This is a genomic window from Hymenobacter arizonensis (assembly GCF_900115775.1).
Lineage (GTDB): Bacteria > Bacteroidota > Bacteroidia > Cytophagales > Hymenobacteraceae > Hymenobacter > Hymenobacter arizonensis.
The window spans coordinates 248,365-271,797 of sequence record NZ_FOXS01000007.1 but is presented as its reverse complement, the minus strand read 5'-3'; the positions used below and the strand labels follow the sequence as shown (position 1 = coordinate 271,797).

The window sequence follows — 23,433 nt, the reverse complement described above, 5'->3', positions numbered from 1 at the left end:
CACCCACGGCGGCGATGTCGCCGGCCCAGCCGCCGCTGCCACCCACGGCGGCGATGTCGCCGGCCCAGCCGCCGCTGCCACCCACGGCGGCGATGCTGTTACCAATGGCAACCTGTGATGTGGTTGAATTGATAATTGCGCTGGAATTGAGACCAGCGAATTGGAGCAGGGCGAAGGCGAGGATATTCAGCACGGTCGTAAGGTATTAAGAGGTGTGTCAGATGTTTGAGTGACACAAAGTTGACATTTATCAATGCCTTACGAAAGGACAATATTGCCCTAAAACAGACTATAAAATATTATGTAAAAAATTTAACTAAATAGATAAAAATTATCAATCTTTGCTTAGAATGCTGATAGGGCAATTATATTTCAAGAAACGTAAGCAAAAAATCGTCAATTTGTGACATCAATGGGTTGAAAAGATTTCAAATGAGCACATTACAAAGATTGTAGGGTAAAGAGCAAGCAAAAAAGGAAAGAACCCTGATTATTGCGACATGGTTTTTTAGCTGCATTTTTAAGCAAAAGTTGAATTATATGCTTCTAAAGCGTATTTAAGATGAATGAAATCGCAAATTTGGCGCGAATTGTGACATCTCGCAGTTTGGCTTCGTTGCCAATATTGGATTTGCGTAGTCGCCAAACAAACAAAGAGAATCAATTTGTAGCCACATTGGCTGAATCACCGGAAGTGACTCAACTTCAAGTGGTGAAGACATTGTACGGTAAGTCGACACCGGCAAATGTGCGGGCGCTGCAAAAGTTGCAGTCGCGGGTACGAAGCAAGCTGTTAAATCAACTTTATTTCCTTGACCATTCGGACCCCCGGCACCTAGTGTCGCGCCGTTACGAGCTTGAGTGCCTTGACCTTCTGCACAAGGTAAGTATTCTTTATTCTGAACGGGAATATAAACTAACAGAACGTTTGCTACAGCGCTGTCTAAGATTAGCAGAGCAAGGAGAGTTCACTCAATACGTAGTTCAAGGTGCGCGAATGCTACGCAATCTACACGCTGAGCAACGTCAGCCAGTCCTGTATAAGAAAGCTGCCAAAGTGCTCCACCGGGCTCAGCAATTGTTGACGCTAGAGGACGAAGCTGAGCAACTCTACAGGGCAACGCAACTGGCATTAGGCGGTAGTGTTGCGTCCCGTCGGGCAATATTAGCAATGTTGCCCGACCGGATAGAACAGCTAGAGGCGTTGCATCGTAAGGCCCGTAGCTTCACAACATACAATGCCGTGTATCGGGCTCGGATAGCCTATGAAGAGCTGCAAGGCAATTTTCAGGAAATTATTAGGGTAACAGGAGCTGCGTCGCGGCGCTTACGTGATGGTAAGCTCAATGCGCGTCGGTTTGATATTCGATTCAACCATTTTATGAATATCTATGCCTATCTCCGTAGTCGTCAGCCAATGCAAGGCTTGCGTTTAGCTGAGGAGTATAACCGCGATTTTCACCCATCGTCTAACAACTGGTTTTACTTTCAGGAGCATCACGTGCTGCTAGCGCTCCACGCAGAACAATACGAGAGGGCCCAGCAGTTGATGGGGGTTATCACTAAGAATCCAGCCTATCTTATTCAACGTGAGGCAGCTCTTCAGCGGTGGGACTTGTATAAAGGATACATCGATTTTGTGATGCCGCCGCAGCGGGTGACAACTGCCCGGCAGCGGCAAATAGCTCAGTGGGTATTGCAACTCCCGGAGTACAGCCGCGACAAGCGGGGGCACAACGTGGCGATTTTGGTGCTGCAGCTCTTGCACTTCCTGCGCGAGCGTAACTTGGAAGAGGTGCTACTGCGTCTGGAGCGCCTGCGGAAATATCAACAGCGGCACTTGTACGAGCCCACCACACTGCGTAGCCGGCTATTTCTGCGTTTGCTTCAGGTGATTGTCGACAAAAACTTCGACGCGGCCCAGGCTGCCGAGCGGGGCAAAGTACTATTGCAGCAACTACAGGAGACGCCCCCGCCCGGCGAAGCATTTGCCGAAGTCGAAATCATTCCCTACGAACACTTGTGGGAGTTGGTACTGAGCTTGCTTCGTGAGGGAGCACCGGTAGCAAAAGAGTCAGAATTAGCTAGTTGAGATTAGTCGCGCAGTTTGTTTGCGTGAAGTGGGGGTGGAATTGCATTACGGTTTCACCGCCGTTTCGCGTGTTACGGATGGCTGTCAGTGCAGGCTTCGGAGACGAAAATAAGCATGCGCAAACGCACGGAATAGTTATTAGCCCGGCGAAATAGATGCTGGGCGGAGGGGAAATGCGCTAAGCCGCCATCGCGAAAAGTACACGGAAGCTGCACGCTTTGGCAGGCTAGTAACTGGGCGGCGGGAGCCACGAAAGTCACGGATTCAGCCCTCAGCACACGGCTAGGCTGTGCGTCGAAATCCAAAGTTTCCCGGTCAACAAAGTTGTTGAGATGTGCTTCTGGCCAGTGCGGGCCTGGTCGATGTTGTCGACCTGCTCATCGCGCTGCACCACGTCGTTTTTGCGCTCTTTATAATGGCTTATTGGAGGTCCCGAAAATCAACACGTTCGGCCACGCTCAAAACCGGTTGAGGCGCTGCATCACGTCGCGTAGGTAGGTCTGGCCCACGGGGATGTTCTTGCCCTCAACCTGCATGATGTTGTCTTCCAAGGCGTGGATGCGGTTGAAGTTGACGATAAACGAGCGATGAACGCGGAGAAAGCGACTTGCTGGGAATTTCTCCTCAACAGCTTTCATGGTGCTGTACACAATGTGCTTGCTCTGGCCCGTCACAATGTGCACGTAGTCGCCGAGAGCTTCCACGTAGTGCACGTCGTCGAATGTCACCCGCACTAGCTTGTTGTCCACTTTCACAAAAGTGAAGGCTGCGTTCGGAGCTGGGGTTTCAATGGCCTCGTTGGTGGCAGCGGCGGGCTGGCGCTGGGCGGCTTCCAGTGCTTTTTGTGAGGCCTGCAGGAAGCGGGCGTAGCTGACGGGCTTCATCAGGTAGTCAACTACGGAGTATTCAAATGCCTCCACGGCGTATTCCTTGCTGCTGGTGATGAGCACGACCAGCGGCGGGTGCTGCAGGGTGCGCAACAGCTCGATGCCAGACATGAGCGGCATCTCAACGTCCAGAAACAACAGGTCGACGGGGTGGGTGCGCAGGGCTTCGGCGGCTTCTACGGGGTTGGTGTAGCTCCCTACTGCGTTTAGAAATGCCGTGTTGGCAATGCAGTTGAGCACCACCTGCACCGAGAGGGGGTCGTCGTCAACAACTAAGCAATTCAGGGAAGCAACAGAAGTGGAATCAGCCATGGGAACCCCTTTTAACTACACGCGGCAACGAATGTAAGTTGGCAGGCTCGGTTAATTCGTGCTAGGCCCGGGCGGCCAGCTGCGGGTATAGCTCAGCCAACTGCTGGCGGATGCTGGCCACGAGGGGCTGGCACTGGGCAGCAGCGGGCTGCCGGGCAGCGCGCTCCAGGTCGTCGAGCTGGGTGTGAAGCGAGGGAACGCCGAAGTAGGCAACCTGGCCCTTCAGCTTGTGGGCGGCCCCGGCCAGCGCTGCGGGGTCGGCGGAGCAATGGGCGGCCAACAGGCCCTCCAGGGCCGGCGCTTCAATGAGGAAAGTGCCTACAATCTGGCGCAGGAAGGCTTCATTGCCGCAGGCAAGCTCCTCCAGTAGCTGCCAGTCGGGTTTTAGGGTAGTAGGGTGTGATGGTAGGAGGGCAGGAGTTGTTTCCGACGAATTGGATGGCAACAATTCAGGCTCTTTTATGCCTTTATCATCCTGGCCCGCTGGTCTTCCCGTGAAATGCGCTAAGCGTGCATACAGCACGGCCGGTTCGAATGGTTTGGCCAGGGTGTCGTTCATGCCGGCGGCCAGGGCCAGCACCCGGTCTTCGGGCAGCACCGAGGCCGTGAGGCCAATGATGGGCAAGTGGTGGGCATTGGGGAAAAGCTGGCGGAGCTGGCGGGCGGCTTCGTAGCCATCCATTTCGGGCATCTGCACATCCATCAGCACGGCGTGGAAGGGCATGGGGGCGGCTGCTACGGCTTCCACGGCCAGGCGGCCGTTTTCGGCAATTACAACTTCCACGTTCCAGGCTTCCAGCGTCTTGCGGGCTACTAGCTGATTCAAGGCATTGTCTTCGGCTACGAGCACCCGTAGGGCCGGCTCGAAGGGCGCTAGCAGGCCCTGGTGGGCCGAGGGTTGGGCAAGGGCCTCATGAGCTACCTCATAGGGCAGCTCGAAAAAGAATTCGGAGCCTTGGCCTTCCTCACTAATAACGCTCAGTTGGCCGCCGTGGAGTTGCACCAGATTGCGGGCGATGCTCAGGCCCAAGCCGGTGCCACCAAACTCGCGGGTGGTGGATGTATTAGCCTGCGAAAAGTCTTCAAAAATAGCTCCCAGCTTATCAGCCGGGATGCCTACGCCGGTGTCACGCACGGAAAAGCCTACGAGCACCTTTATAGGTAAAGACTCAGAGTTAGGAGCATTGTCCACTTCTGTTCCTGCAGAAGCCGACGGCACGGGAGAGGCTTCCACTGTGACAGTTACGCCGCCCTCGCGGGTGAATTTGACAGCGTTGCCAACCAGGTTGACCAGTATCTGATTGAGACGCACCGGGTCGCCGAACACGGCGGCTGGCACGTTGGGCGCTACGTCTACCGAGAAAAATAAGCCTTTGGTATCGGTGGCATACTTGAACATGGCCCCTAGCCGTCGCACGGCCTCGGGCAGACGGAAGGGCACTTGCTCGAGCGAGAGCTTGCCGGCTTCCATCTTGGAACTGTCGAGGATGTCGTTGATAATCACCAGCAGGTTTTGCGACGACGACTCAATGGCCGTGAGGTAATCAGCCTGCTCTGGTGTGGGGCGAGTGGCCTGCAGCAAATTGGTGAGGCCAATGACGGCGTTCATGGGCGTGCGGATTTCGTGGCTCATGTTGGCCAGAAACTGCGCTTTGGCTTTGCGGGAAGCCTCGGCGGCGTCGCGGGCTACCACCAGGTCGGCGTTGATGTCTTCGATGTGGGCCTTTTGCTGGCGTAGCTCGGCGGTGCGTTCTTCCACGGTGCGCTCTAGTAGGAGCTGGGTTTGGCGCAGGGTCCGCTCACGTACCCGCACTATGCCAAACACCGCGCCGACGGCCGTCAGCAGCACCAGCCCGGCAAACCACCACGTGCGCCAAAACGGCGTGGCGATGCCAAAATCTGCCCTCACCACCGGGCTCCAGGAGCCCGCCGGGCCGCGGCGGGTGCGGGCCTCCAGCACGTAACGCCCCGCATCGAGGCCGGGAAACTGCGCTTCGGGCGCGGCGCTGGGGTGGCTCCAGGCATCGGAAAGGCCCCGCAAGCGGTACTGGTAGGCGAGGGGCTCGTTGCCCGCGGCCAGGCTCAAGCCCCGGAAGCCAAAGCTGACCCGGTGGCGCGTGGCCGACAACTCGCCCAGCGCGCTTGCCTGGCGTGGGGCGCCATCTACCTCGGCGGTGGTGAGTGCCAGGGTGGGGGCCACTTCGAGGGCCCGGCCCAGCGCCTCGCGCAAGTCGACCCGAACCAAGCCGGCGCGTGTGGCAGCCCAGGCCATTGGCTGTGGGTCGGTTATCAAGGCCAGTGGGCCCCGGCTGTCGCGCGCCAGGGAGTCGGTGGCAGCCGCTAAAGCAGTGAATTTGCCCGTGCTGGCATCGAGCAACGACAAACCCTGCAGGTGCGATAGCAGCAGCCATTTTCCCGCGTCGCTGGCCTTGGTGAGTGCAGGCAGGGCCAGCAGGCCATACACAAAATTGGTGGAGGGGCTGTGCCTCGCATTATAATGGCGCCATTTTTTATCAGCCAGGCAGTAGAGGCCCTGGCCTTCGGTGCCCACCCACACCCGCCCCAGGGCATCCTCGGCAAAGCTGCTGATGGACACACCGGTTTTACCGAGCCGGTGGTGGGTGAATTGCTGCGCGCTGGGGTTGTAAACAGCCAGGCTTGTACCGTGGGTGCCTACCCATACCTGGCCCTGGCGGTCGGCCAGCAGTGCGTAAATGCTGTTGTGCAGCAGCCCCTCGGCCGTGGTGAAATGGCGGGCGCGCTGGGTGGAGTCAGCCGGTAATAGGTAAAGGCCGTCGGCGGCAGTGCCCACCCACAGGCCGCTGCGGGGCGCGTAAGCCAGGGCCGTTACTTCCAGGTTAGTGGGCAGGCCCTTCACCCGGTGCGAGGCTCCGGACGGCAGGTATTGCCACAGGCCATTGCCATCGGTACCGGCCCAATAGCCGCGCCCCGAGCCGGGCCGCGGCAATACGGCTCGGACGGATACGGCGGGGCCTCGCCTAAAAGGTCGACCCCATTTACCGGTGCCGCTAGCGGTTTGTAGCCCCAGGGCGGTGCCCATCAGTAAGGTGCCGTCCGGGCCGGGGCACAGGGCCACGGGCGGCGCGCTGCCAGCCGGGGTGGGGTATCGGGTTAGGTGCCGGTCAGAGTGCCGCCACAGGCCCTGGCCCGCGGTGCCCAGCCAGGTGTTGCCCTCCCGGTCTTCGAGCAGGCAAATAGGCACCACGCCAGTGGGCAGACGCAACTGGTAGCGCCGCAGGTAGGTGCCGATGCGTGCGGTATCGACGGGCGGCGGGCCGTTGGCGGGCCGGCGCAGGCCCGTGGGCGCGGTCGCGCGGTCGGCGAGGGTGAAGGGGCCGGTGGGCTCCTTTCTCACCGAAATGCCGCCCTGGTAATGGCCCACCCACAAGTGGCCGCTGGCAGGGTCTTCGCGCACCGATACCACGAAGTCCTCAGTCAGGCCGTCTTTCTTGGTGAACGTGACGAAGCGAGTGCCATCGTAGCGCACCAAGCCTTCGGCGGTGCCCAGCCAGAGGTAGCCCTGCCGGTCTTGCAGCAGCGCGTAGATGAACGGCGTGCGCAAACCTTCCACGGGTCCAAACTGGCGCAAAAACGCCTGCTGGGCCCTGGCCGGCTGGGTGAACACCAGCACCAGGGCCAGTAGCGCCAGCAACAGCAAGCCCGCGCGTCGGGCGTACAAAAAGTGAAAGAGAAGTTTCAAGCAGCACAGCAACTGGTTTCCCAGTCTATTGATGCCACAAGGTAGAAATCCTGCGCCGGCCACAGGCTAATGCACCCACAGTACGGCAGCCTTGCGCGCCAAGCGCTGCCCCTGCTTTGCCGCCGCTTTTACTTGGCTGTCACCTTAAACTCGGTGCGACGGTTGAGCTGGCGGCTGGCTTTGTTGGTGTTGGGCACCACGGGGCGCGCTTCGCCGTAACCGGCCGCGGTGAGGCGGGCGGCCGCAATGCCGTGCTGCGTGAGGTAAGTGACCACGGCCTGGGCGCGGCGCTGGCTGAGGTCCTGGTTTTTGGCGGCGTCGCCCACATCGTCGGTGTGGCCGGCCATTTCCAGCTTCAGGGCCGGGGTTTCGGTGAGCAGCTTCTGCAGGCGCTCTAGCTCGGCGGTGCTTTCGGGGCGCAGGTCGGCTTTGCCGGTGTCGAAGAAAATGTTGCGCAACACGATGGTGGTGCCCACTTCCAGGCGTTTGAGCGGGATATCCTTCACTACTTCGGCGTAGGTGGCACCGGCGGGCAGGTCGAAGTTTTCGGAGTGGAACAGGTAGCCGTCTTGCCGCACCACAATGCCATAGTTGGTGCCCGAGGGCAAACTCACCAGGTAGCGGCCCGAGGTGGAGTTGCTGCGGAAGCTGGCAATGGTGAGGCCGCTCTTGTTGTCGACGAGGTCGATGGCGGCTTCCACGGGCTGCTTGGTGGCATCGTCGGTCACGGTGCCTTTCAGGATGGTGACCTGGGCGGTGGCCACGGCCACGGCGGGCTCCAGCACGGCCTGCTTCACTGGGGCTAGGCGCGAGGCCAGGAGCTGGTCTTCTTCGCTGAGCAAGGGCTGCTTCTCGGGCCCGAGGAAGGTGATGCGGTAAATGTCTTTGGCGCCGAGGCCGCCGGGCCGGTCGCTGGAGTAATAGCCGTGCCGCCCCGAGGCCGAGGTGACGAAAAACACGTCGTCGTCAGGCGTATTGATGGGCCAGCCCAGGTTTTCGGGCGTGCTCCACTTGCCGTTCTCAAACACCGATTTGAAGATGTCGTAGCCGCCCATGGTGTTGTGGCCTTCCGAGGAAAAGTACATGGTTTTGCCATCGGGCGCCATAAATACGCCTTCCTCTCCATAGGCTGTGTTGATGGCGGAGCCCAGGTTCACGGGCGGGTTGCGGCTTTCCAGCTCTACTTTATAGATGTCGGACCGGCCCAGGCTACCCTGTTCCCGGTCGCTGACGAAGTACAGAAACCGGCCATCGGGCGAGTAGGTGGCCGAGGTTTCGTGGTATTTGGTGTTGATGCGCGAGCCCAGCTGCTTGGGCTTGCCCCAGGCGCTGCCGCCGAGGTTGGCTTCGAGGATGTCGCCGCCGTTGCTGCCCGAGTACACCAGCATGCGCTGGCCGTCGGGGGCCAGGCCCACGGTGGCGTTGTGGTCGTCGGTATTCACGGGGGCGCCGAGGTTGGTGGCGCGGCTCCAAGCCTTGCCCTTCCAGGTAGACTGGTAGATGTCTTCGAAATAGCCGTTGCCCTCGGCGTCCTTTTTGCCGCCGGTCGAGCCGGCCCGGCGCGAGGTTATCAGAATGGTCGATTCATCGGCCGAGACCACGGGGCCGTAGTCGGAATCGGCGGAGTTCAGCTCCGGCCCGGCGTTGTCGATGAACACGCGCACCGGATGGGTCATTAGCTGCTGGCCATTGCGGCACTGCTGAATGTAGCGCTGCAGGTCGTTGGGCGTGAGGGCTTCGGCGCTGCCGTTGCGGGTGTTGCCACCCACGGGCTGGGCCTGCTGGTACTCGGCAATGGCTTCGCGCCACTTGGCGCTGAGGTGCAGGGCGCGGGCCAGCAAAAAGTGGGTGCGGGCATCGGCCGTGACGTCGAGCTTTGCTGCCTTTTGCAGGTAGGGGAGAGCAGCGGTTTTGGTGGTCGAATGCAGGTAGCAGTCGCCAATTTTTACGTTCAGACCCGCGTTGTTGGGGTTGAACTGCTGCGCGGCCAAGTAATGCGGGAGGGCCTGGGCGTAGCGCGCTGGGTCGGCGTTGTACTCGGTGTCGCCGTCCTTCAGTTCGCGCATGGCTTCCCGCAGGCCTTCCTTGTTATTCGAAAACTGGTCTTTGGTAAAGGCGATGCTTTGCGCAGCGGCTTGAAGCGCTGAGGTGGCAAGTAGCAGGAGCAGAGATAGGCGAGTATAGAACGGCATAGTGGTATGGGAAGGATAGTAGAATTTTTGGGCTGTCATGCGGAGCGGTACGAAGCATCTCGCCAGTGGAAACCTCACCCCCTGACCCCCTCTCCAAAAGAGAGGGGGCACCGGAAATGCTGCTGGCGTCAGGCTCCCCTCTCTTTTGGAGAGGGGCCGGGGGTGAGGTTCCGCGGCTGCGCTCGCTATGACATTATTTTAATCAGCCGCCTCGCCCGCGCAGCCAGCGGCCGCGGCGTACTTATCGCCCACCGCAATGCCCAGCGAAGCGGCTTTGCGCCAGTCTTGGCAGGCCTCATCGGCTTGGCGGAGCATTTCGCGGGCGTGGCCGCGGTTGAAGTAGGCCTCGGCGTAGTCGGGCTTCAGCTTGATGGCCTCGCTGGCGTCGGCGGCAGCTTCGGCATATTTTTCCAGCTTGAGCTGGGCGGCAGCACGGTTGTTCCAGGCGTAGGCGTACTTGGCGTCAAGCTTGATGGCCTGGCTGAAATCGGCGATGGCGCCGGCGTAGTCCTTGTTTTCGAAGCGGGCGCTGCCGCGGTTGCTGAAAGCCAGGGCGTTGTCGGCTTTCTTGGCGAGGTAGGCGTCGTAGTCGCGCAGGGCCTGGGGGAGCTGGCCGGTGCGGCGCTCGGTGGTGGCGCGGTTCAGCAGGGCCGGTAGCAGGTCGGGCTGCAGGGCGAGGGCCTGGGTATAGTCCTGAGTGGCGGCGGGGTAGTTGCTGAGCTTTTGGTTGGCGCTGCCGCGGTCGTGGTAGGCGTAGGCCATTTTTGGGTCGGCCTTGATGGCGGCGGCAAAATCGTCGCGGGCGGCTTGGTAGTCGCCTTTTTCAAAGCGCAGTACGCCGCGGTTGTACCAGGCCGGGGCGTAGTCGGGCTTGGCCTTCACGGCTTCGGAGTAGTCCTGGTCGGCTTCGGCGAGCTGGTTTTGGGCTTCGCGCACCCGGGCCCGGCCGAAGTAGCCGCTGAAGCTGCCCGGCTCCAGTTTAAGGGCTTGGTCGTAGTCGGCCAGGGCCTGCGGATATTCTTTGAGTTCGTAGCGGGTGGCGGCGCGGTTGGTGTAGGCAGCGGCAAAGTCGCCCTTCGCAGCAATGGCCTGGTCGAAGCTGCGCAGCGCGGCGGGGTAGCTCTGGGCGTTGAAGCTGGCGAGGCCGCTGTTGTAGGCCCGCTCGGCTAGCTGCGGCCCGGGCAAGGTGCTGGCCCGCACCGAATCGACTTGCGCTTGTGCAACTGCCGGAGCCGTCAGCAACAAGAAGAAAAGTAGAATCTTTGGCATAATTGCTAGATAATAGTCTAATTGGAGCACGTACAAAGCGAAGATATTGGATTTTATTTTTTGAAGCTATATGCTCAGCTTGAAATATTGACTGTCTATACCAATGGATTGGGGTTGCAGTGGCACTGCCACCGTATGGATAGTGGAAGCAAAGGCTGGAACCAAGACAACCTGTTTACAGCGCGTAACTACCCGCGGATTGTGTTCTTCCACTGCTATTGCCAGCTCGGGAAGGTACCGGTGCGATTAGTTTACTTCCCGAGCTTTTTGGTGCAGGGCTAAGCTTTAATCTCAGATAAAAGATGCATCGGGAGTGTTAAAACGCCATTGTTTCCTTGCTGAGAAAATAGGTTGTTGGGCCTATGAAAGAGCTATTGCAGTATATACTTATGCTTATAGCAATGGCTTGTTGCCGAATGGGGCTATGGAGCGCTGGAATTCAATTGAATAAACCACTATTGGCTTCAGTTTAGTCGTAGCTTGCCTGCGCAAAGCCCAACTTAACCTTCAATTAATTTCACCCACGCGTAGCGCTTGCGACGTGGCCTTTGTCCCCATGCGCTACTTCCTCCTGCTACTGGCCTGCTGGCTGCTGGCCCTGGTCGCCCAGGCTACGCCGCTTCCTCCCGACACTGCCGTTCTGCAAGTAAACCGCCTGCCCGACACTGGCCTGCTGCTGGAAAAAGGCTGGCGCTACCACGCCGGCGACAACCCGGCCTGGGCCCGGCCCGACTTCGACGACAGCGGCTGGGACACGCTCAACCCCACCCGGCCCCGGCGCGAGCTGCCTGCGGCTCTGGGCACGGGCATCAGCTGGCTGCGGCTGCGCATTCGCCTTGGCGATAGTCTGCGCCGACACGAATTGCTGGCCCACACGCTATTGCTGGGGGGAGCCTGTGAGGTATACCTCAACGGGAACCTGATGCAGCGCCATGGCCTCGTTGACCTTGACCCGGCCCAAGTGCGGCCCCAAAAGCGGTTAGCCCAACCCGATGTGGTGCTGGCCAGCGGGTCTGCCAGCGAACAGGTCCTGGCCGTGCGCTACGCCCCGTGGCAAGGGCCCCTGCTGGGCGGCCTGGTCCAGCGGCCTCTGCTGCGGATGACACTGGTTGCGCCGCAGCACTTTTGGGCAAGGCGGGGCCAGGATAAAGACAATGCCCTAATGTTTGTGGTGCTGATGGGGTTCTCCGCCCTGCTGGCGGTGCTGCACTTTGCGTTTTTTCACTACAACCCCAGCCAACGGGCCAATCTGTACTTCGCGCTTTTTGCCCTCACGGCGGCGTTGGGTTCGCTGACTGCCTACCTATTTCGGGTACTGCCGATTTCGTTTCCCGATTTTCTATCGTTAGTCGTGGTCTCTAACGCGCTAGCCGCCATGAACGGACTGTGGGCTATCCGGGCCTTATATGCCTTGTTCAAGATTCGGCCCGGCCGATTCTACCAAATTCTCTGGGTCAATTATGGCGTGTTGGTTGTCTTGTATGCGGTATTCGGTACGTTTCCCGTGGTCGACTACTGGTGGACCATCGTGGTTTTGGTGCACCTGTCCGAGCAGGTGCGCCTGACGGTGCGGGGCGTGCGCCAGCGCCAGCGCGGGGCCGGGCTGGTGGCCCTAGGCTTTGCGGGTGGCTTGGGGAGCGCGCTGGCCTACGCACTCGTTTTTTTCTTGCTAGGACCCGTGGCTTTGCAGCTGCTGCAAAACCTGTTGCTCGCCTTGGGCTTCGCCCTGCCGGCGCTGGGCATCTCGTTGTTCTTGGCCCGCGAGTTCGCCCTCGATGCCGAACTACTGCAAGTTAAACTAGGCGAGGTTGAGTGCCTTTCGGCCCAAACTTTGGCCCAGGAACAGGAGAAACAAGCGCTATTGGCCACCCAAAACGAAACGCTTGAGCAGCAGGTGAGCGTGCGCACGGGGGAGCTGCAACGCTCCCTTACGGAGTTGCGCGCCACGCAGGCTCAGCTTATCCAAAAGGAAAAAATGGCCAGCCTGGGCGAGCTCACGGCCGGCATTGCCCACGAGATTCAGAACCCGCTCAACTTCGTCAACAATTTCTCGGAAGTGAGCACCGAATTGGTGGCTGAGCTGCGCGAGGAGCGGGCCAAAGGCGCGGCGGCGGATACGGGCTTGGAGGAAGAGCTATGGGAAGACCTCACGCAGAACCTAGGCAAGATTCACCACCACGGGCAACGCGCCGCCAGCATCGTGCGCGGCATGCTCGAGCACAGCCGAACCAGTGCGGGCGAGCGGGCGCCCACGGACCTGAACGCCCTGTGCGAAGAGTATCTGCGCCTGGCCTACCAGGGCCTGCGGGCCAAAGACAAGAGCTTCAATGCGGAGCTGAAAACCTACTTGGCCCCGGACCTGCCGCTGGTAAACGCCGTGGGCGCCGACCTGGGCCGGGTGCTGCTCAACCTGTTCAACAATGCCTTTTATGCCGTGCAGCAGCGCCAGCGAGCCAACGGCGAGCCGGGCTACATGCCCACGGTAAGTCTGACGACTAAGCACGTCGGCAGCACGGTCGAAATCCAGGTCACCGACAACGGCACGGGCATGAGCGAGGCCGTGCAGCAGAAAATCTTCCAGCCGTTTTTCACCACCAAGCCCACGGGCGAGGGCACGGGCCTAGGCCTCTCGCTCTCGCACGACATTGTCGCGAAAGGCCATGGTGGCTCGCTTACCGTCGAGAGCCAGCCCGGCCAGGGCACGACCTTCTCCGTGGCATTGCCCCTCACCAAGACCAACTAATAGCCGGTATTCTCAACTACTCGTTTTCCCTTATTGTCAAGTAGAGGGCATGGTGACTTCAGCGGCTAGACAGCGCCAGAGAAGCCTTTTGGAGCATGGATAGCCTCAAACCGGTCGTTGCTATTTGATTAGCCGCAGGGCAATGTCTTCAAAAGCCTGGCGCTGGTTGGCCCGGTCCTGGGCCGTGACATTTTCTCGCAGGTCCAGGCGCGTGAAAACGTGCAGGGTGGAATTGACCATGCTGACATCTATGGCTTTGCCATCGCTGGTCTTTAGTCCTTTGTGAATCAGCACGGCACTAACCGGGTCGGCGGTATGGTCTGTTTCGGATTTGTACACCTTCAGCTGGGCACCAGCTGGCAGTCGGAAGCCCTTCTGCAGGTCTTTGCGCACAATGTCGACCACGGTGCGCAACTCGCGCAGGGTTTCGTAGGGGCGGTAGTGGTACCAGTGTTTGTCTTCGCCCGTCGTGTTGTCGGCCTCTACGTAGCCCAGCAGGGGGCCCACCACGCCCACCAAGGTCAGTAGTTTATCGGATGGCACCACGTTCGGGTCAATCAAAAACAGTTGCCTGGGCTTTTGACGGTTGTTGAAGTAGCCGTTGGCCAGCATTTCCAGAATTACGGTACAGCCCGTGGAGGAGCCCGCCAGGCTAATGTTTTGGTAGCCGGCCTGCTCCAAGCGCTGATATTCTTCCATAATGGGCTGTTGCCAGTCGCGCCACGACGCCTGTTTGAAAGAGGCGTAATCGCGGCCGTGGCCGCCCATCAGCACCTGCGAAATTGCAAAATCGGAGCGGTTGCCGGCCCACTGCCGGAATTCGTCCCACTCAAACGTGGAGGCGCTGTAGCCGTGCACTGCAATGAGCACTGGCCGCTGGGCTTCGGCCGGTGTGGGCTGGGGCCTGGCTCGCGACACCAGGTACTTTTCAGGTTGGTACAGCGAGGCATCAAACACAACATCGCCGTCGAGGGTATCGGGGCTTATGTCGGGGCTTTTATTACAGCCCACCAACCCAACGAATAGCAGCAAGAAGGGTACTAGTGATTTCATTCGGCAGTGGGTTTGAAAATGGAATACGTGAGGCTGAGCTGATAAAAAAGCGGAAAAAGCGTGCCGGGGCTGTCGCTGCCGTCGCCGGTAATGAGGTTGTAGCCCACCGAAGCCGCGGCGTTGAACCGGTACTTGGTGGGCACCAGCACACCTAGTTCCGTCGATACCGTAGGCGACGAGTTAGTCAGGTTCTTGAAAATCTCGGACTCATAATCGGCCCGAAACCAACCGGCATTGGCCCGCACAAAAGGATGCACCGTGCGCTGCATCCGGAACAGGTAGGCGCCGGATAAAAAGACGTTGTCCTGTTTGATGGCGTTGGAACCAATCGCCGAACCCAGCCGGCTGCTCACATAGGTCAGGCCCACCTGCAGCCGGTTGCTTAGCAGTCCCGGGTTGCGGTACTGCACCGTCAGCCCGTTTTCGTAGTACAGATTCAGGGTTTTCTGGAACCGCAGGCCCGCTTCCAGCGAAGCCCCCTGGCCCCGCGCGGGCACCGAGAGCAGCCAGAGGGGCAGCAGAAACAAGAAGCCAGTAGTTACTCCGGATTTGGTAAATGTTAGATGCATATGGGCACGCTATAGAGAGTGAAGGTGCTGCGCTAGCCCTTGGAAAATCCAAGCCTTGAAGAAGCCCTTAGCAGGATTGAAGCAACTGCTTGTCTGCAAATCATCACAAAAGATTTTGTCTTCTAAATATAATCGAGTTAGAGAGACTTTCGCAATGAAACTAGCTAAAGATTAGCCAAGTAGATGGGCGCTCGGCAAAGCAGATGAGGTCGGGTACAACTAGTGCCCACAACACCCCGGCCCCAACAGGCGAGTGCTCAGCAGCGGGGCGCGCCCGCGAGGAACTTGTGCATGCAAGAGCTTCTCTTGCCATAAGGCAACGTGCATAATTTGGCGCATAACCTCAAGCTATGCCTATCACAATCGATGCCGATTTCTATCGAAAACGATTGGATAGTTATTGATTTAATTTGCTTATTATCAATGGTTTGAACAAGTTTATTGGTGGATTACTTTTGGGGTAGATGCCAGCATTGCAGGCATGAAAATCTACCATCTTTTCCAAAAGCCCACCAAACCCAATTGCTATGTTCAAACCCCGATACCTACTCTCTCTCCTTGGTCTACTAGCGTTTTCGAGTGCAACGGTGCAAGCCCAAAACGCTCCGGTGCCCCAGCAAGCAGAATCCGGCACACTCGGCGCCGACTGGACCAGCCCCACGCAAGCCGGCGTGCAATACGTTACGGTAGTGCCCACGGCCACCATCAACGCGCAGAATCCGGGCACTGCGGCGCGGGTCATTTCCTACTCCGTTACTTTCCCCGCAGCCGGCAGCTACGACCTGTATGCCCGCGTGCGGGTGAATGCTGGCGGCGCCAACGACGACAGCTTTTATTACGCCAACGGCTTCGGCACCAAGCTGCCCGCCGACGACACCAACTGGATAACCGTGAACCAGCTCAATGGCGTGGGCTATACCGGCGCTAGCGAAGTAGTGGCCGGGGCCGGTGGCGCCCAGCAAAACGTATGGAAATGGATAAACCTGTCGGCCTTCAACGGCGGCGAAAATCCCATCAATTTCACCGTAACAGCCGGTAATCTCACCCAAACCTTCGAAATAGGTGCCCGGGAAGACGGCCTCGACATCGACCAGTTTTTGTTTGGTCAGACGGGCTTGTTCTTCACCGTGGCCAACCTCGATGCCGGCGCGCAGGGCTCTACCACGCCGCCCACCGTGTTCACGCCCACCGGCACGCCCCTGGCCACCGGCAAACCCAAGTACCTGGGAGGCGTGTATAGCGCCCCACAACTGCCCTTTTTTACGAATTACTGGAACCAGGTAACGCCCGAGAACGCCGGCAAATGGGGCAGCGTGGAAGGCACCCGCGACGTGTATAACTGGACCGAGTTGGACGCCGCCTACGCTCTAGCCACCACCAACGGCTTCCCCTTCCGCTTTCATACCCTGCTCTGGGGCAACCAGCAGCCGCTGTGGCTGGAAACTCTCACACCGGCCGAGCAGCTCACCGAAATCAACCAGTGGTTTGCGGCAGTGGCCCAGCGCTACCCCAATCTGGACCTGATAGAGGTTGTGAATGAGCCTGTCAACGACCCACCCCTCAACGGCTTCAACAGCGGTTTCAACAACGGCAACCCCGCTGGCAGCGGCGCCGGCAACTACTACAACGCCCTGGGCGGCGCCGGCACCACCGGCTGGGACTGGATAATTACCTCCTTCCAGCTGGCCCGCCAGTATTTCCCCAACGCCCGCCTCATGCTCAACGAGTACAGCGTGGAAAACACCACGACCAACGCCCAGCGCTACCTCGGCATCGTGAACCTGCTGGCCACCCGCAATCTGATTGATGCTGTGGGCATTCAGGGCCACGCATTTTCAACGCGCGGCATCCCCGCGGCTACGCTGGCCGCCAACCTCACGCTGTTGGCCACGGCCGGCAAGCCGCTCTACATCACCGAGCTCGACATCGACGGCGTGAACAGCGCCACCCCGCCGCAACTCGACGACGCCGTGCAACTGGCCGAATACCAGCGCGTTTTCCCCACGCTCTGGGAGCACCCCGCCGTGCGCGGCATCACCATGTGGGGCTACCGGCCCGGCCACTGGCGCACCGCCCAGGGCGCCTACCTCGCCAACGGCGACAACACCGAGCGCCCGGCCCTGGTGTGGCTGAAAAACTACGTGCGCAGCACCGCACTGGGCGTGAAAAGCGCCAGCCACACTGCCGTTAGCCTGTATCCAAATCCTGCCAAGGGCGGGGCCATCAGCCTCACCGGCTTGGGCAAAATTAGCAGCGTGCGGGTGCTGGATGCCACCGGCAAAGTGGTGAAGCAGCTAACCGGCCTGCAGCAGGGCACTGCCGAAATCAACCTAAACGTGGCGCCGGGGCTGTACCTTGTGCAGCTGACCAACGGGGAAGGTACCTCGTCGCGCCACCTGATAGTAGAATAGGTCGTTCTGAGCTGTGAAACCAAAAAGGCCACCAGAGAAGCTAGATTCTTCTTCGGTGGCCTTTTTGTGGGTAAAACAGGGGCGTGATGAAGAGCCGTTGGGCTACTTGCGCCGGGCTTTTGGTGCTTTCCCAAAAATGCTTTTGGGCATTATCATGTGGGCGCCGCGGGTACCGTCGACCACTTGCGTGGTGTTGAGGTCGCCGGCCACGCTGCAGAGCATGTAGGCATCGTCGCGGCTCAGCTTTTTCTCGGTTACGAGGAAGTTTATCATTTCGCGCACCGCGTCTTTGGCCGCCAGGGTCAGGTCTTCGTTCAGGCCCATGCTGATGTAAGCGGTGGGCGTTTCGGCCCGAGGTAGCGTCAATTTTAGGTCTTTGCGCACAATGAACTGCAGCTTGCCGCGGAGCGAAGTTTCCAGCGCCGTAATATCCACTTCGCCATTGCCTTGGCCGGCGTGGCCGTCGCCCACAAAAAACAGCGCACCGGCGGCGTGTACCGGCAGGTAGAGCGTGGTGCCGGCCACCAGCTCTTTGTTATCCAGGTTGCCGCCATGGATGCCGGGCGGGGCGCTATTTACGCGGCCCGAAGCGGCGGGCGGCGCCACGCCCATGCTTCCAAAAAACGGCCGCAGCGGCACCTCGATGCCGGGCGCAAAATGGGCCACCATCTTCTTTCCATCCAGCGGGATGATGCGCATTTTGGCGTAGGGAAAGTCTTCGGGAATGAAGCCGCTCTTGGGGCCAAAAGCATTGTAGGCGTACGGAATGGCCAGTTCGACGGTGTGGATACGGACTTCGAGCACATCGCCCGGCTCGGCGCCTTCCACGAAAATTGGTCCGGTGAGAATGTGCCCGCCCGGTCCCTTGTTCGTAACCTTTTCCACGATTTCGCGCAGGGCTGGCTCCACTTGCGCGGCCGGCAGCCCAGCGCCCTCCAGCCGGGTAGGGGTGGAGGTGATGAGCGTGTGCACTTCCACCGTTTCGCCGGATTTGATACGCAGCACGGGCGGCGCGGCGGCGTCATAATATCCCCAGGCGGCCGTGGCTGGGGTAATGGGTAATTGGTGCGTAGATTTTTGGGCGTGGGCAGCTAAAGTCAACCCTGTGGCGGCAACAAAAATCAGGGCGGCGCGGGCGGTTATTTGGCGGTGGTTCATGCCGGCAATTACGCACCGGCTGGGCAATGAAAATTCAATAGAATGTGGAAAGGCGTTGTCTGCCGTTTGTCATGCAGACGCCTGATGGCAGAATGGCGCCCGCCAGCTCAGTTGGACGGTTGAAGCGGTGTTACCAATTCGTGAAACCCTTTTGACAATTCGATTATATCAGCAGCGCTGCATAGATTTGGGCATAAACTTTAGGGGTGCTTCGCTTTGGCGAGGCTGAGATGATACCCTTGGAACCTGAATCTGGATAATACCAGCGAAGGGAAAAGTACTGGTCCGCACGCGGCTGCCTTAGGGGCGGGCCGTGGCCGGCACCCGCTATTGTTTATGGCTTTCTCCCACTCAACTAACCCCTAGTTGGCATGGTCTGCTATGTAAACAATTTGCCCCAGGAAACCGCCGAAGCCCAGACGCTTACGCAGCTGCTGGTTCACCTTGCGCTGGCCGAACAGCGCGGCCTCGCCGTGGCCGTGAACGATGCCGTGGTGCCCCGCGCCGAATGGCCGGCCCACGCTCTCCGCGAACACGACCGGGTCACCATCATCCGCGCCACCCAGGGCGGCTGAGTGCCATCTGTCATCCTGAGCTTGCGAAGGACCTTATCACGTTGGGCCCATTGAACTACTGCAAGCTGCTCAGCGGTGATAAGGTCCTTCGCTACACTCAGGATGACAGGTAATTAGATAAAAATATTCATTGTCATTTCACCGTCAAACCGTTTCGATAGATGAAGAGAAAAGACCAGGCCCCGCACCAGACGCTGGTGGAGCGCCAACCCCTCACGGGCTCCCGCAAAATCTACGTGCCCGGCAAGCTGCACGACATCCGCGTGGCCATGCGCGAAATCGTGCTCAGCGACACCGAGCGCAAGTTTGATTTTATTAATCCCACGGAGGAAAACGCGCCCGTGACGGTGTACGACACCAGCGGCCCCTACACCGACCCGAACGTGGCCATCGACCTGAAAAAAGGCCTGCCGCGCCTGCGCGAAAGTTGGATTCGGGAGCGAGGCGACGTGGAGCAGCTCGCCGGCACCACCTCGCACTACGGCCAGCAGCGCGCCGCAGACACCAGCCTCGACCACCTGCGCTTCGAGCACATTGCAGCTCCGCTGCGCGCCCAGCCGGGCTCCAATGTGTCACAGATGCACTACGCCAAAAAGGGCATCATCACGCCCGAAATGGAGTACATTGCCATCCGCGAAAACCAGCGCTTCGACGAGCTGCCCGCCACCGACCCGCTGCGCACGCAACACCGCGGCCACAGCTTCGGGGCCAACACGCCGCAGGGCCACATCACGCCCGAGTTTGTGCGCTCGGAAGTGGCCGCTGGCCGCGCCGTTATTCCCTGCAACATCAACCACCCGGAGAGCGAGCCCATGATTATCGGCCGCAACTTTCTGGTGAAAATCAACACCAACATTGGCAATTCAGCGTTGACGTCGAGCATCGAGGAAGAGGTGGACAAAGCCGTGTGGAGCTGCCGCTGGGGCGGCGACACGCTGATGGATTTATCGACCGGCAAAAACATCCACGAAACCCGCGAGTGGATTATTCGCAACTGCCCCGTGCCGGTGGGCACCGTGCCCATTTACCAAGCCCTGGAAAAGGTGAATGGCAAGGCCGAAGACCTGACCTGGGAGCTGTTTCGCGACACGCTCATTGAGCAGGCCGAGCAGGGAGTGGACTACTTCACCATTCACGCCGGCGTGCTGCTGCGCTATGTGCCCATGACAGCCAAGCGCGTGACCGGCATTGTGTCGCGCGGCGGCTCCATCATGGCCAAATGGTGCCTGGCGCACCACCAGGAGAGTTTCCTCTACACGCACTTCGAGGAAATCTGCGAAATCATGAAGGCCTACGACGTGGCCTTTTCGCTGGGCGACGGCCTGCGCCCCGGCTCCATTGCCGATGCCAACGACGAAGCCCAGTTTGCCGAGCTGGAAACCCTAGGCGAGCTCACCAAAATCGCCTGGAAGCACGACGTGCAGGTGATGATAGAAGGCCCCGGCCACGTGCCCATGCACCTCATCAAGGAGAACATGGAAAAGCAGTTGAAGGAATGCCACGAAGCGCCGTTCTACACGCTGGGACCGCTCACGACGGACATAGCGCCGGGCTATGACCACATCACCTCGGCTATTGGCGCCGCCATGATAGGCTGGTTTGGCACGGCCATGCTCTGCTACGTAACACCCAAAGAGCACCTCGGCCTGCCCAACAAGCAGGACGTGAAAGACGGCGTCATTGCCTACAAAATTGCCGCCCACGCCGCCGACCTTGCCAAGGGCCACCCGGGCGCGCAATACCGCGACAACGCCCTGAGCAAAGCCCGCTTCGAGTTCCGCTGGGAAGACCAGTTCAACCTGGCCCTCGACCCCGACACTGCCCGCGAATACCACGACGAAACCCTGCCCGCCGAAGGCGCCAAAGTGGCGCACTTCTGTTCGATGTGCGGACCGCATTTCTGCTCGATGAAAATCACGCAGGAGGTGCGCGACTACGCTGCCAAGCAGGACCTGACCGCCAGCGAAGTCCTGGCCGCCGGCCTTGTGGATAAGTCGCGTGAGTTTGTGGAAAAAGGCAGTGAGATTTATCTGTAGTCATCCGCAAACCAAGAACGTCATGTCGAGCGCAGCCGAGACATCTCGCGTGCAGCAGTAATCCAATCGTTCAACGGTGCAAGCGAGATGTCTCGGCTGCGCTCGACATGACGCTCTTTTTAGCGCTATCATGCCCATCAAACGCCGCTTCGCCCTCAGCATTGCTGGCTTCGACCCCAGCGCTGGGGCCGGCCTCTTGGCCGATGTAAAAACGCTTGAAGCCAGCGGCGTTTATGGCCTGGGCGTATGCACCGCCCTCACCGTGCAAAACGACGTTTCGTTTGAGCGGGTAAGCTGGGTGGATGCCGCTTTGGTCAAAGACCAAATCCGAATTCTGCTGGCCAGGTTTCAAGTTGATTTTATCAAAATCGGCCTGGTCGAAAGCTTGCCGCAGCTGCTGGAATTGGTGGGCTGGCTCAAAGAGCAGAACCCTCGCCTCCAGCTCGTGTGGGACCCCGTGCTGAAGGCCACGGCCGGATATGAGTTTCATCAAAAATCCGACCCAGGGCTGCTGCACGCCTTGTGTTCAGAAATGGCCCTCATCACCCCCAACCGGCCCGAAATGTTACGGCTGCTACCCAATGATTCGGCCGAAGCAGGCGCTGAAACAATCAGTGCCCTGTGCCCCGTGCTGCTGAAAGGCGGGCACGATGCCGGCGAACTGGCCACCGATGTGCTGTTTGCGCAGGGCCAGCAACACCGCTTCTCTGCGCCGCGCCTGCCGCAGGGCGAGAAGCACGGCAGCGGCTGCGTGCTCTCGGCGGCGGTGCTGGCGCAGTTGGCCAAAGGGCAAAGTCTGATGGACGCCTGCCGCCTTGGCAAGAACTACACTACGGCCTTTCTGGCCAGCAACGATACACTGCTGGGGTACCATTCAACACTGGCAGCGACTTAAGGCGCTGTTCGCAACCCAGCACTCATTTAACTACTACCACGCCCATGAAAATCGATTCTCTTCATTACATCACCACCAACCCCGAAGCGGCCGAACTGGCTTGCCAAGGCGGCGTGCGCTGGGTTCAGCTTCGGGTAAAAAACCAGCCTTACGCCGTCTGGAAGCAGCTGGCGCTGGAAACCCAGGCCGTGTGCCGTCGCCATGGCGCCACGCTGCTCATCAACGACAACCCACGCCTGGCGCAGGAAATTGGCGCCGATGGGGTGCACGTGGGCCAGGCCGACATGCCCGCCGCCGAAGCCCGCGCCATGCTGGGGGCCAGCTTCATCATCGGGGGCACGGCTAACACGTTTGCCGATGTGCAGCGTCTGGCCGCCGCTGGGGTAGACTACGTGGGGCTTGGCCCGTTTCGCTTCACATCAACGAAGGAAAATCTCAGCCCGGTTCTGGGGCTGGCCGGCTACACCGAAATCATGCGCCAGTGCGAGGCCGCCGGCATTACCGTGCCCATCATCGGCATCGGCGGAATCATACTTGAAGACGTAGCGGCCCTGAGAAACACGGGGCTGCATGGGGTGGCCGTATCGGGCGCCATCGGCAGTGCTGAAGCCCCGGCAAAAATGACGACCCTGTTTATCAACGAGTTGTCAGTTTTAATTTCTATTTAATTATTATGTTAAATAGAAAACTAAGCATTGCGGAACGCACTTTTACCTCCCGGCTGTTCACGGGTACGGGCAAATTTAGCTCGTCCGCGCTGATGGAGGAAGCTTTATTGGCTTCGGGCTCCGAATTAGTGACCGTGGCGCTGAAGCGGGTGGACGTGGCCAATGCGGAAGACGACATCCTGCGGCACCTCTCGCACCCTCAGTTTCATTTGCTGCCCAATACGTCTGGTGTGCGCACGGCTCGCGAGGCCGTGTTTGCCGCCCAGCTGGCCCGCGAGGCGTTGGAGACCAACTGGCTCAAGCTCGAAATCCACCCCGACCCCAAGTACCTGCTGCCCGACCCCATCGAGACCCTGAAAGCCGCCGAGGAGCTGGTGAAGCTGGGGTTTGTGGTACTGCCTTACATCCACGCCGACCCTGTGCTCTGCAAGCGCTTGGAAGAAGTAGGAGTGGCGGCCGTAATGCCGCTAGGCGCCCCTATTGGCTCGAACAAGGGTTTGCTGACGCGCGATTTTCTGGAAATCATCATCGGCCAAAGCAAGGTGCCAGTGATTGTGGACGCTGGCATCGGAGCGCCCTCACACGCCGCGGAGGCCATGGAAATGGGCGCCGATGCCGTGCTGGTGAATACTGCCATTGCGGTGGCCGGCCAGCCGGTGGCGATGGCCACGGCCTTCCGGCTGGCCGTGGAGGCAGGGCGCATGGCCTATGAGGCGCGGCTGGCGGCGCCGGTAGCGCACGAGGCAGTGGCCAGCTCGCCGCTGACGGCGTTTTTGAATATGTAAACAAACATGAACGGAACTTCAAAACGGTCATGCTGAGCGCAGCCGAAGCATCTCGCGTGGGGGAGTA

At 59.6% G+C, this 23,433-nt stretch carries 16 protein-coding genes and 1 riboswitch; of the genes, 8 read left to right on the top strand and 8 right to left on the bottom strand.

Going from position 1 to position 23,433, the window contains the following annotated elements:
* Positions 1–193: hypothetical protein (locus BMZ66_RS21285; protein WP_214607043.1), on the bottom strand; the 193-nt coding region annotated here is incomplete at its 3' end.
* Positions 194–562: 369 nt separating this feature from the next.
* On the opposite strand from BMZ66_RS21285, the gene BMZ66_RS21280 reads away from it, so the two are divergent.
* Entirely contained in the window at positions 563–2,092 is a 1,530-nt protein-coding gene (locus BMZ66_RS21280) for a hypothetical protein (protein ID WP_092678182.1), read from the top strand.
* A 458-nt stretch (positions 2,093–2,550) separates the two neighbouring features.
* Here the strand turns inward: BMZ66_RS21280 and BMZ66_RS21275 are convergent, their stop codons facing one another.
* From BMZ66_RS21275 to BMZ66_RS21260, 4 genes are all read right to left on the bottom strand, one after another.
* The gene (locus tag BMZ66_RS21275; RefSeq protein WP_092678180.1) at positions 2,551–3,291 is read right to left on the bottom strand and encodes a LytR/AlgR family response regulator transcription factor; all 741 of its coding nucleotides are present in this window, start codon (positions 3,289–3,291) and stop codon (positions 2,551–2,553) included.
* A 61-nt stretch (positions 3,292–3,352) separates the two neighbouring features.
* On the bottom strand, positions 3,353–7,012 hold the full coding sequence (locus BMZ66_RS21270; protein WP_177204841.1) for a hybrid sensor histidine kinase/response regulator: 3,660 nt from the start codon (positions 7,010–7,012) through the stop codon (positions 3,353–3,355).
* Between the two features lie 128 nt (positions 7,013–7,140).
* Positions 7,141–9,204 (bottom strand): OmpA family protein, encoded by a 2,064-nt coding sequence (locus BMZ66_RS21265; RefSeq protein ID WP_177204840.1) that lies wholly within the window; start codon positions 9,202–9,204, stop codon positions 7,141–7,143.
* A gap of 198 nt (positions 9,205–9,402) precedes the next feature.
* The gene (locus BMZ66_RS21260) at positions 9,403–10,473 is read right to left on the bottom strand and encodes a tetratricopeptide repeat protein (protein ID WP_092678173.1); all 1,071 of its coding nucleotides are present in this window, start codon (positions 10,471–10,473) and stop codon (positions 9,403–9,405) included.
* Between the two features lie 556 nt (positions 10,474–11,029).
* Between BMZ66_RS21260 and BMZ66_RS21250 the strand changes: the two genes are divergently transcribed.
* The gene (locus BMZ66_RS21250) at positions 11,030–13,216 is read left to right on the top strand and encodes an ATP-binding protein (protein WP_234795197.1); all 2,187 of its coding nucleotides are present in this window, start codon (positions 11,030–11,032) and stop codon (positions 13,214–13,216) included.
* A 120-nt stretch (positions 13,217–13,336) separates the two neighbouring features.
* Here BMZ66_RS21250 and BMZ66_RS21245 read toward each other — a convergent pair whose 3' ends face one another.
* Together BMZ66_RS21245 and BMZ66_RS21240 are read right to left on the bottom strand one after the other, a co-directional pair.
* Positions 13,337–14,269, bottom strand: coding sequence for an alpha/beta hydrolase (locus BMZ66_RS21245; protein WP_092678169.1), 933 nt, complete (start codon positions 14,267–14,269; stop codon positions 13,337–13,339).
* A complete protein-coding gene (locus BMZ66_RS21240) occupies positions 14,266–14,838 on the bottom strand; it encodes a hypothetical protein (protein ID WP_234795196.1) in 573 nt (190 codons plus the stop codon). The genes BMZ66_RS21245 and BMZ66_RS21240 overlap by 4 nt, the downstream gene beginning before the upstream one ends.
* A 527-nt stretch (positions 14,839–15,365) precedes the next feature.
* Here BMZ66_RS21240 and BMZ66_RS21235 point away from each other — a divergent pair.
* Entirely contained in the window at positions 15,366–17,249 is a 1,884-nt protein-coding gene (locus BMZ66_RS21235) for an endo-1,4-beta-xylanase (RefSeq protein WP_092678165.1), read from the top strand.
* A 102-nt stretch (positions 17,250–17,351) separates the two neighbouring features.
* Here the strand turns inward: BMZ66_RS21235 and BMZ66_RS21230 are convergent, their stop codons facing one another.
* Complete coding sequence (locus tag BMZ66_RS21230; protein WP_092678215.1) at positions 17,352–18,407, bottom strand: acetamidase/formamidase family protein; 1,056 nt, start codon at positions 18,405–18,407, stop codon at positions 17,352–17,354.
* 192 nt (positions 18,408–18,599) lie between these two features.
* Positions 18,600–18,698: riboswitch (TPP riboswitch) on the top strand.
* A gap of 80 nt (positions 18,699–18,778) precedes the next feature.
* Between BMZ66_RS21230 and thiS the strand changes: the two genes are divergently transcribed.
* From thiS to BMZ66_RS21205, 5 genes are all read left to right on the top strand, one after another.
* Positions 18,779–18,982 (top strand): sulfur carrier protein ThiS, encoded by a 204-nt coding sequence (gene thiS / locus BMZ66_RS21225; RefSeq protein ID WP_092678163.1) that lies wholly within the window; start codon positions 18,779–18,781, stop codon positions 18,980–18,982.
* Positions 18,983–19,143: 161 nt separating this feature from the next.
* Positions 19,144–21,018, top strand: a complete 1,875-nt coding sequence (thiC, locus tag BMZ66_RS21220; RefSeq protein WP_092678161.1) for a phosphomethylpyrimidine synthase ThiC — start codon at positions 19,144–19,146, stop codon at positions 21,016–21,018.
* A gap of 130 nt (positions 21,019–21,148) precedes the next feature.
* Positions 21,149–21,913, top strand: a complete 765-nt coding sequence (thiD, locus tag BMZ66_RS21215) for a bifunctional hydroxymethylpyrimidine kinase/phosphomethylpyrimidine kinase (RefSeq protein ID WP_092678158.1) — start codon at positions 21,149–21,151, stop codon at positions 21,911–21,913.
* A 44-nt stretch (positions 21,914–21,957) separates the two neighbouring features.
* Positions 21,958–22,581, top strand: coding sequence for a thiamine phosphate synthase (locus BMZ66_RS21210; protein WP_092678156.1), 624 nt, complete (start codon positions 21,958–21,960; stop codon positions 22,579–22,581).
* Between the two features lie 5 nt (positions 22,582–22,586).
* Positions 22,587–23,366, top strand: a complete 780-nt coding sequence (locus tag BMZ66_RS21205; protein WP_092678154.1) for a thiazole synthase — start codon at positions 22,587–22,589, stop codon at positions 23,364–23,366.
* Positions 23,367–23,433 lie beyond the last annotated feature (67 nt).